This window comes from Streptomyces sp., from assembly GCF_019510245.1.
Taxonomy (GTDB): Bacteria; Actinomycetota; Actinomycetes; order Streptomycetales; family Streptomycetaceae; genus Streptomyces.
In genome coordinates this window covers 1-9119 of record NZ_JAEKKT010000346.1, presented here as the reverse complement: position 1 = coordinate 9119, position 9119 = coordinate 1, and the positions used below count along the sequence as shown (strand labels likewise).

Genomic DNA, 9119 nt, shown 5'->3' with positions numbered 1-9119 from the left:
GTGGGCTAAAGTAAACGACGTCGCCGCGACAAGCAGCACCGCAGCGACACCGGGGTGTAGCGCAGCTTGGCAGCGCGCTTCGTTCGGGACGAAGAGGTCGTGGGTTCAAATCCCGCCACCCCGACAGCCGAAACAGCAGATCAGCCACCTACTCACGTGAGTAGGTGGCTGACTTGTTTGGGGCTGCGTGTCTGACTGCGTGACTGTCGATTCCCGAGTGTCTACGACCGCTGCGGATCAGCGCCGAAGATCCCGTCCATGACCACCGCGCCAGTCCGGATCACGGGCCGGATCTGCTTCCGGTAGACCTCCTCGGTCACGGCGGTACCCGAATGGCCGACAAGCCGGGAGATCTCCTCCAGCGGGCCGCCCCGGTCGGAGAGCAGCGACACGAAGCTGTGCCGGAGTTCCCGGGGCGTCCACTCGTCGGCGTTGATCCCGTCGACGTCCTTGAGCGCCCGGCGGAAGGCGCGGCGAACGTTGGCAGCGTCGAGCGGCTTGCCGACGGCCGAGGAGAAGACGAGCCGGTGTTCCTCCCACGTGTCCTCAGCGGCGAGCCGATCCCAGCCCTGATCTTCGCACTGCTGCCAGAGAGCTTCGACGCAGCGCGTCGGCAGGGCGAGCGTGCGCCGGGATTTCCGGGTCTTGGTGTCCCCGCTCCGCCGGACCGAGCACCACACGGCGATGTGTGGAGGTTGCGGTGGGTTCATTTCGGGACGGCCCTTCAGGAAGACGTGGTCCCAGGTGAGGGCCCGCAGTGGACCCGCGACATCCTGCGCGGCTCCCCTTTAGCCGAAGACGCCGAACTGATCGTGAGCGAGCTGAGCGCGAACGCGATCCTCCATACGGCCAGCGGTCAGGAGTCGGGCAGCTTCCATCTGGCTCTCGCGGTGTCCCCACAGGTGATCGCGTTGTCGGTCACAGACGACGGAGGTGCCGACACAGCCCCGAACCGAACCCCGTCGGGGGCGTCGGGCGCACGGGGCCTGACACGCGGACGGTGTCCTCGCCTCGCTCACGTAAAGGATCAATCCTGGTGTGAGGGCGCGGCCTGGTTCTGGTCGATGTCGTTGTCTTGGCCGGCCGCCCAGGATGCGAGGAGCGACAGGTTGTCATGTGAGGTCGTTCCCGGTTCGGCGGTGTAGGTGATCATCGTCAGGCCGGGTTCGGCGGCCAGGTGGAGGAGGTCATAGCGCAGTTCGAGCGCGCCCACGACCGGGTGCTGGAATCGTTTGGTGCCTCGCCCGTGGGCGAGCACGTCGTGGCGGGCCCACAGCTCGCGGAAGGTGTCGCTGCGGGTCGACAGCTCGCCGACGAGGTCGATAAGGCCACGGTCCAAAAGGTCGGCCCCGGCGGCGGCACGCAGCTGGGCGGTGAGGTCGGCGGCGACTTCGTCCCAGTCGCGCCAGAACTGGCGGGCGCGGGGGTCGAGGAACGTGAACCGGGCAACGCTCGGCGCCGTGCGCGCGCCGGTGTCGAGCACGCTGTACAGGGCGCGGCCGAGGGAGTTGGCGGCGACGATGTCGAGGGTGGGACTGCGCACCAGCGCGGGGACGCCGACGAGGGCGTCGAGGACCGTCTGCAGCTGCCGCGCGATCGCCGCGGGCGCCGTGCGGCGAGAGCGGGATGCGGCGGACGGTTTGCCGGCGTGGGCGAGGTCGATCAGATGGGCCTGTTCGGCGGCGTCGAGCCGCAGTGCGCGGGCGATGGCCTGCAGGACGCTGTCGGAGGCGTTGGTGAGGGCACCGCGCTCCAGCCGGATGTAGTAGTCGACGCTGAGCCCTGCGAGGGCGGCGACCTCCTCGCGGCGCAGCCCTGGCACCCGCCGCTTGCGTCCGGCCACGGGCAGCCCGACCGACTGGGGGCTGACCCGCGCCCGGCGGGATACCAGAAACTCCTGAATCTGCCTGCGACGGTCCATGCCTCCACGGTAGGCACAGATGCGGCGGTTAAGGAGGACCTGCCAACACCCCCTTGACACGTCCTGCCGCACGGGCGGCGATGGTGGTTGCCTCGAGGCCATGACTGACAAGAACACAGCCCTCGGAACCGCGATCATCGTCGGCGTCGGACCTGGAATCGGCATCGCGCTCGCCCGCACATTCGCCGATGCCGGACACCCGGTCGCCATGCTCGCCCGGGACAGGGCAAAACTGGACACCTATGCTGCCGAACTGGCCTCCACCGGCCAGAACGTCCGCGGCTACGCGGCGGACGCCGCCGACCCCGACAACCTGCGCGCCGCGCTCCGCTCCGCGATCACCGAGCTGGGCGCCCCCGACGTGCTCGTGTACAACGTCGGAGTGCTTCGCAGGGACTCGCCCGTCGGCGGCGACGACCAGGACTGGGTCGACAACGCGGCCATCAACGTCCTGGGCGCCAGGATCGCGGCCAACGCCGTCCTGCCCGAACTGCGTGACGGCCGCGGGAGCCTCCTGTTCACAGGCGGCGGCTACGCGCTGCACCCCTCCAGGGAATTCGCCTCCCTGTCCGTCGGCAAGGCCGCGCTGCGCGGCTACGTGCACGTACTTCACGACCAGCTGGCGGGAACGGGCGTGCACGCGACCAGCGTCACGATCACGAGTGACATCGGCGGTGGCAACGCGCGCTTCGACCCGGCGGTGCTCGCCCAGGCATACCTCGAACTGCACCACCAGCCCGAGACCGAATGGCAGCACGAGCTGATGCGTTACTGAACCCTCTCAGTGAGGCTGACCAGTTGGATGAGCGAAACGTAGTGAACCTGTGGCGGAGAGCTGCGCGCACGCCCGGCGCCCAGGCGACGTCGGGCGCCCTCCTCAGTCGGGTCTTGCGGCCCGGTCGACCAGCGTCCGGAGGGACGTGCCACGCGGGCCGGCGGCTGCTGTCGTCTAGGCCCGGACACGGCCTGAAAGGCGGAAGGTCGCCGATTCCCTGGCCCTAGCGGGGAGGGCTCCGGGCTGCCTCTCAGGAGTCCCGTGCCAGGTCAACGGGTCTTAGCCGCGGCTCCCGCCCGTCTCCTGCTCGGCGGCCGGCATCCAGTCACTCGCCCTCGTCCCCGCCCTGGCAGTGACGGCCACCTCGGCGTCGTCCCTCGCATCTGAACCGAGGAGCCCGCAGGCGAGATCCTCGCCGGTTCCACAAACCCCTTGCTTCCGTGTCAGAGGCAGGCACTACAGTTCGATCCGTTGCGTGATGTTCACAGCAACCGTACAAAGAGCGCGGCCGGCCTCCGGACATCCGGGGCAGCGTGGCTGCGCCATTCCCGTGGGGGGAATCCAGCAGTGAGAACACGCTCTTTGGTGTCGGCGGCCGTGTCCGCCGCACTGGGCGCCGCGCTCCTCGCCGCGCCGACGCTGGCGTACGCGGACGGCGGCCCCGGGCAGGACCCGGCGGCGACCGCGACCGCGAACCCGACGACCGATCCCGCGTCGGCGGACACGCCCACCAGCGCCCCGTCCGGCACTCCTTCGGACACCCCGCTCCCGTCCGACCCGCCCGTCGACGAACCGTCGGACACCCCGACCTCCGCCGACCCAACCCCGTCCGACCCGCCCTCCGGCGAGCCGACGCCCGATCCGAGCAGCCACGCGCCTGCCGACGGCACCGGCGCCCCGGTGTTCGGCAGCGTCGGCTCCGACCCTTCCGACGCCGGCTTCCTGACGGTCGCCGTTTCCTCCGATTCGGCGATCACCGAGGTGTCCGCCGACCTGACAGAGCTGCACGGAGCGGCGCCGGCGACCGTGACGGTCACCGGTTTCACGCTTGTCTCCGGCACGCCGCAGGACGGTGTCTGGCGCTCGCCGCGCATGTCACAACTGCCGTCCTACGGCAGCTACGACGTGACGGTCAGCGCCCAGGACAGCGATGGCGACAACACCACGTCGGCGCACGCCACCACCGTGGACGTCGAGCCGAAGCCGGTCTTCGCCGACCGCAGCATCAGCCCCGCCGTGCTGGACGTGGAGCACACGCACGTCGCGCTGAGCGGCCGCATCTCGCTCTTCGACCCGATCACCGGCGACACCTCGCCGCTGGCCGGCCAGACGCTGAGTGTGGTGGCCGAGTACGCCTACAGCGCCGTCACCGCCGCCGACGGCAGTTACGCGATCGACGTGGCACCGAAGTTGAACGGCGACAACGCCACGTCCGTGCCGGTCTCCCTCTCCTTCTGGATCGCCAACCCCGACGGCACGAACACCTATGTGCTCGTCGACAGCAAGACTCTGCCGGTCGTGCTCAGCCCGAGCCGGATTCGGCTGGACCACTCCAGCGTCCAGATCAAGTTCGGCGCCAAGGCGTCCTCGTCCGGTGTCGTGGAGTATCTGTACGACGGCACCTGGCGCCCGGCCAAGGGCGTCGCGCTCGACATGGGGTACTACGCGACGACGACCAGTGGTACCGGTGGACGCTTCACGCTCACCGACCCGTACATCCCGTACGACGACGCCACGTTCACGGTCGAGACCAGCTCCGACGGCTACCTGGCCGACCCGTATCTGACGGCCTCGCACGCGCAGTTCAAGGTCGACGTCGTCAACAAGACGAGCATCTGCTTCTGTTCGAGCTGGATCGACGAGTACTCGGACCTGCACATCCAGGGCAGCATGACCGCCAGCAACGGCAAGGTGCCGCCGAACCACAGGCTGTACCTCCAGCAGTCGGCCGACGGCAAGACCGGCTGGAAGTCGCTCGGCTGGTTCACCACCAAGTCCGACGGCACCTTCAACCTCGACGGGTACGTGGCCGTGCCGAAGGGCTACTGGCGGCTGTACTCGGCGGGCTCGTCGGACTACCAGCCCGGCTACTCGAACTCCGTGCACTTCAATCGCACCGCCACCAGGATCACCGGCTTCAACGCCGGGCCCGAGCCGGTGCGCAAGGGCCACACCGTGACCACCACCGGCACCTTGCAGCGGCTGAGCGGCACGAAGTGGGTGGCGTTCGGCAAGCAGCGCGTCTACATCCTCTTCCAGGCCAAGGGCAAGAAGTCCTGGACGCAGTTGGGCTCCGTCAAGGCGGACTCGCGCGGCCACTTCACCGCCCGCTTCACCGCGAAGCAGGACGGCACCTGGGTCGGGGTCTACCTCGCGTCCGGCTCCTACGTGGACGCCGAGAGCTACCACGACTACGTGGACGTGCGCTGACCAGCCTCTTGTGACGACCGGCACGAAGGGCGCCCCGGAAAACCCCGGGGCGCCCTTCACCTCGAGGGGAGCCGATCGGTCCGGCGATCGGGCCGAAGGGCCCCTGCCGCTTGCCGTGCTCCCCGCAGAGAGTGGCAGGCGGAAGCCTTCTCAGAGGTGAGCGCAGTGACGTACTGCCGTGACGGCTGGGGTGGTGGCCGGGCCTGGATGGCCTTCCTGCCCGTGCTGCAGATCACTCGACAAGCACGGCGACTTATACCCCGTCGGGGTATATTGGCGGCGCCCGGCATGACCGACCACGGACGGAAACCATGACGACAGCCGAGGACCAGCGAGGCGCCCTGTCGCGCGTCGCCCTCCGCTGCACGCGTGCCGTCCTCATCGCGCTGGTCGCGGCAGTCGCCGTTCTCGTGCACCACGAGACGGCCACACCGATGCCGCACATCCCGCCTTCCCTTGCGGTCCAGGCTGCCGACATGGCGGGCATGAGCCATGGACCGGGCCCGTCCACGCAGGTCCGCCCCGCCGCGCACGCCCCGCACGCCGCGCCGCCCGGCACGACGGCTCCCGTTGCCGTCGGCGGCGACGGCCTCTCCTCGTGCACGTCGATGCAGCACTGCACCGCCGCCGGCGTCGACAAGGTGAAGCTGGTGCCCCCCGCCGAGCTCGCCGTCGGCCACACCCCGGCCGCCCCTGCCCGAGCCGGCGCCGGGCGGCATGCTCCGGGAACCGCGGGCCGAGCACCGCCCGACCTCACGTTCCTCTCCCGATTGCTGCTGTAGGCCGCGCCCGCGGCTTCGCCTGCCCTGGTGCACGCGCAGCCGTGTCCGCACGCGACCTCAGCAGACCGATCGTGAGAAGAGAACCCACATGAACGCCATCAACCGTCGCTCCGTGCTCCTGGCCGGACTCGGCATCGCCGGCGCGGGCGCGCTCGCAGCCTGCAGCAACACCTCCGACAGCACTGCCGCTCTGGTCAGCCCGTCCGGCTCGGCGGTCGCCGCGGCCGAGAAGAAGCGCCCCAGGACCGGCCGGACCCACGAGGTGACTGTGGTCGCTGCCCCGGCCAGGGTGGATCTGGGTGCGGGCATCACGGCCAGGACGTGGGCTTTCAGCGGCCAGACCCCCGGCAAGGAACTGCGGGTCTCGGCCGGCGACCAGCTCGCCGCGACGCTGTCCAACCAGCTGCCGGACAAGACCACCACCTCCGTCCACTGGCACGGCATCGCCCTGCGCAATGACATGGACGGCGCCCCGCCGGCCACCCAGTCCGGCGTCCGGGCCGGGAGCAACTTCACCTACCGCTTCCTCACCGACGCCCCCGGCACCTACTTCTTCCACCCGCACATCGGAGTCCAGCTGGACCGGGGTCTGTACGCCCCGCTGATCGTGGAGGACCCGAAGGAGCCGCTGTCGTACGACGAGGAGTGGGTGGTCGTCCTCGACGACTGGCTGGACGGGGTCACCGGCACCCCGGACGAGGTCTTCGCCGAGCTGAGGCAGGGCATGGGCGGCATGAACAGCGGTCGTACGCCGACCGACTCGTCCGGTCCTTCGGACGGCAGCGGCCACGACATGGGAAACATGAGCGGGATGAGCATGGGCAGCAGCACGGGCGGCGGTATGGGCGGGATGAGCAGTTCCCCGTCCCCCTCGTCGTCCGGCGGCGGCATGTCGACGAGGTTCATGCTCATGGGTGCCGACAGCCCGCTGCTCGGCGGGGACGCAGGCGACGTGAAGTATCCGTACCACCTGGTCAACGGCCGCGTTCCAGCCGACCCCCAGGTCTTCGGGAGCAAGCCCGGCAAGCGGGTCCGGATCCGTCTGATCAACGCGGGGAGCGACACCGCCTACCGCGTCGCCCTCGGCGGGCACCGGCTGACCGTCACCCACACCGACGGCTACCCCGTCCGGCATCAGCAGGTCGATGCCCTGCTGATCGGCATGGGGGAACGTTACGACGTCCTGGCCACCCTCGAGGACGGCGTCTTCCCCCTGGTCGCACTGGCCGAGGGGAAGAACACCACGGGCCTGGCCCTGGTCCGCACCGGCTCGGGCACCGCTCCCGAGGCGGGCGTCCGCCCGAAGGAACTGAACGGCATGATCATGCCCGCGTCCCGGCTGAAGGCCGCGGACGACGTCCGGCTCGCGTCGAAGAAGGTGGACCAGGTACACCGCGTCGAGCTGACCGGCAGCATGATGGCGTACAACTGGGCCATCAACGGCAAGCGGTTCGACATGGCCGACCCGACCGCCCACCCGATCACGGTCGAGCAAGGTCAGCGCGTCCGGCTGGACTTCGTCAACCGCACCACCATGTGGCACCCGATGCACCTGCACGGCCACACTTACCAGCTCGGCGGCGGTGGGCCCCGCAAGGACACGGCCATCGTGCTGCCGAAGAAGACGGTGTCGGTCCTCTTCGACGCGGACAACCCGGGCCAGTGGATGCTGCACTGCCACAACGCGTACCACGGCGAGGCCGGAATGATGGCGCTGGTGGCCTACCAGGGCTGAACCCGCCCACGTCGGTCACGCGGGTGCGGCTCGTCCACCGCACCCGTGCGACCGACGTGGGCCGCCCTTCCCGCTCAGTTGCGCCATACCTGACGGTCCTGGCCATCGGGGGATCCGCCGGGTCGCATCCGTCGAACCAGGGTCGGACTTCCCTCGGGCCGCAGGTAACCCAGGTTTCCGCACACCGCATTCTTCTGCGCCCCGGCTGTCCTTCTGAACGCGGGCCCGACCAGCCGCGTATGAATCACGGGCACCCGAGCCCGCCTGCCACCACCTGCCCAGGACGAACCCGATGACCAGTCCCGAGCAGCATCCCGTGCGACCGCCTCGGCGGTGGCGGGCCCTGCTGGTGCTCGGGCTGCTCGCGGGACTGCTGGGCATGCACGCCCTGGCCCCGGGCGGCCTGACCACGGACCGTGCCCACGCGCGCCCCGCGGCGGCCACGCAGAGCTTCGACGATGCCTGCGCCGGCGGGCAGTGCGGCGGATGCCTCGCTCAGCACGCCGACGCGACCTGCGCGTCAGGCGCCGTGAGCAATGGACCGCAACCGCCTGTCCTCGTGGCCGATCCAGTGGCCGTTCCGGCGGAAGCCGACGCGGCGCACTCGTACGTGCGCACAGGTCCGGATGGCCCGCGCGCCCCGCCGTCCCTCGCCGAACTCCAACTCCTGCGGATCTAGAGGCCGTTCGGACGCCGTGCCATGAACCGGCGCGGCGCTCCCCGCACGCCCGGATCGCCTCTTCCAGACAGCAGGAGTTCAAGCATGTCCGCCACGTCCCGCAACCTCACCCGTCGCCTCGCCCTCGTCGCGACCGCCGCCACCGCTTCACTCGTCCTCGCCGCCTGCGGGGGCGGCAGTGACAGCGGCAGCGCCGGCTCGGGCAACGGATCCGCGTCCTCGTCGTCCTCGAACGCCGCGGCAGCACACAACGCGCAGGACGTCTCCTTCGCGCAGGGCATGATCCCGCACCACCAGCAGGCCGTTCAGATGGCCGGGCTCGCCGCCGACCGGGCTTCCTCCGCCCAGGTCAAGGACCTCGCCGCACGGATCGAGAAGGCGCAGGACCCGGAGATCAACACCATGACCGACTGGCTGAAGTTCTGGGGCAAGGACGTCCCGTCGTCCGACAGCTCCATGGGCTCCATGGGCTCGATGGGCTCGATGCCCGGTATGAGCCAGTCCGACGGCTCCAGCATGCCCGGCATGATGAGCAGCTCGCACCTGACCGAGCTGAAGACGATGTCCGGCAAGGAGTTCGACACCATGTTCCTGACCATGATGGTCGAACACCACAAGGGCGCCGTCGAGATGGCCAGCGAGGAGAAGGGCAAGGGCGAGTACGGCCCTGCCACGAGCATGGCCGACGGCATCATCGCCACGCAGAACGCCGAGATCTCCGAGATGAACAAGATGCTCGGCAAGGGCTGACGGCACCCCGCCCGGGGGCCCGGTGCCGACACCGGCCCCCGTGCCGC

The 9119-nt window shown here is 69.8% G+C and carries 7 protein-coding genes, 1 tRNA gene and 2 pseudogenes; 8 read left to right on the top strand and 2 right to left on the bottom strand.

The annotated features are described in order from the left end of the window. Positions 1 to 50 precede the first annotated feature (50 nt). A tRNA-Pro gene (locus JF597_RS51190) sits at positions 51 to 124 on the top strand. Between the two features lie 97 nt (positions 125 to 221). Here the strand turns inward: JF597_RS51190 and JF597_RS51185 are convergent. Continuing rightward, positions 222 to 758, bottom strand: a pseudogene (locus tag JF597_RS51185) (tyrosine-type recombinase/integrase); the annotation flags it as partial. On the opposite strand from JF597_RS51185, the pseudogene JF597_RS55920 reads away from it, so the two are divergent. Further along, positions 696 to 950 (top strand): annotated as a pseudogene (locus JF597_RS55920) (hypothetical protein); the annotation flags it as partial. The pseudogenes JF597_RS51185 and JF597_RS55920 overlap by 63 nt on opposite strands. 77 nt (positions 951 to 1027) lie before the next feature. On the opposite strand, the gene JF597_RS51175 reads toward JF597_RS55920, so the two are convergent. Further along, positions 1028 to 1921 carry a helix-turn-helix domain-containing protein gene (locus JF597_RS51175; protein WP_294013396.1) on the bottom strand — a complete coding sequence of 298 codons (894 nt, stop codon included), beginning with the start codon at positions 1919 to 1921 and terminating at the stop codon, positions 1028 to 1030. 100 nt (positions 1922 to 2021) lie between these two features. Here JF597_RS51175 and JF597_RS51170 point away from each other — a divergent pair, with 100 nt between their 5' ends. From JF597_RS51170 to JF597_RS51145, 6 genes are all read left to right on the top strand, one after another. After that, positions 2022 to 2696, top strand: coding sequence for an SDR family NAD(P)-dependent oxidoreductase (locus JF597_RS51170; protein WP_294013394.1), 675 nt, complete (start codon positions 2022 to 2024; stop codon positions 2694 to 2696). Positions 2697 to 3293: 597 nt separating this feature from the next. Next, positions 3294 to 5126, top strand: a complete 1833-nt coding sequence (locus JF597_RS51165) for a hypothetical protein (RefSeq protein ID WP_294013392.1) — start codon at positions 3294 to 3296, stop codon at positions 5124 to 5126. 311 nt (positions 5127 to 5437) lie between these two features. Beyond that, positions 5438 to 5908 (top strand): hypothetical protein, encoded by a 471-nt coding sequence (locus JF597_RS51160; RefSeq protein WP_294013390.1) that lies wholly within the window; start codon positions 5438 to 5440, stop codon positions 5906 to 5908. Between the two features lie 88 nt (positions 5909 to 5996). After that, positions 5997 to 7643, top strand: coding sequence for a multicopper oxidase family protein (locus tag JF597_RS51155; protein WP_294013388.1), 1647 nt, complete (start codon positions 5997 to 5999; stop codon positions 7641 to 7643). Between the two features lie 292 nt (positions 7644 to 7935). After that, on the top strand, positions 7936 to 8322 hold the full coding sequence (locus JF597_RS51150; RefSeq protein WP_294013385.1) for a DUF6153 family protein: 387 nt from the start codon (positions 7936 to 7938) through the stop codon (positions 8320 to 8322). Positions 8323 to 8406: 84 nt separating this feature from the next. Then, on the top strand, positions 8407 to 9072 hold the full coding sequence (locus JF597_RS51145; protein WP_294013381.1) for a DUF305 domain-containing protein: 666 nt from the start codon (positions 8407 to 8409) through the stop codon (positions 9070 to 9072). Positions 9073 to 9119 lie beyond the last annotated feature (47 nt).

Excerpts from the sequence above, each read along its gene's own strand:
- JF597_RS51175 (WP_294013396.1), bottom strand. The coding sequence starts at position 1,921 with ATGGACCGTCGCAGGCAGATTCAGGAGTTTCTGGTATCCCGCCGGGCG.
- JF597_RS51170 (WP_294013394.1), top strand. The coding sequence starts at position 2,022 with ATGACTGACAAGAACACAGCCCTCGGAACCGCGATCATCGTCGGCGTC.
- JF597_RS51160 (WP_294013390.1), top strand. The coding sequence starts at position 5,438 with ATGACGACAGCCGAGGACCAGCGAGGCGCCCTGTCGCGCGTCGCCCTC.
- JF597_RS51155 (WP_294013388.1), top strand. The coding sequence starts at position 5,997 with ATGAACGCCATCAACCGTCGCTCCGTGCTCCTGGCCGGACTCGGCATC.
- JF597_RS51150 (WP_294013385.1), top strand. The coding sequence starts at position 7,936 with ATGACCAGTCCCGAGCAGCATCCCGTGCGACCGCCTCGGCGGTGGCGG.
- JF597_RS51145 (WP_294013381.1), top strand. The coding sequence starts at position 8,407 with ATGTCCGCCACGTCCCGCAACCTCACCCGTCGCCTCGCCCTCGTCGCG.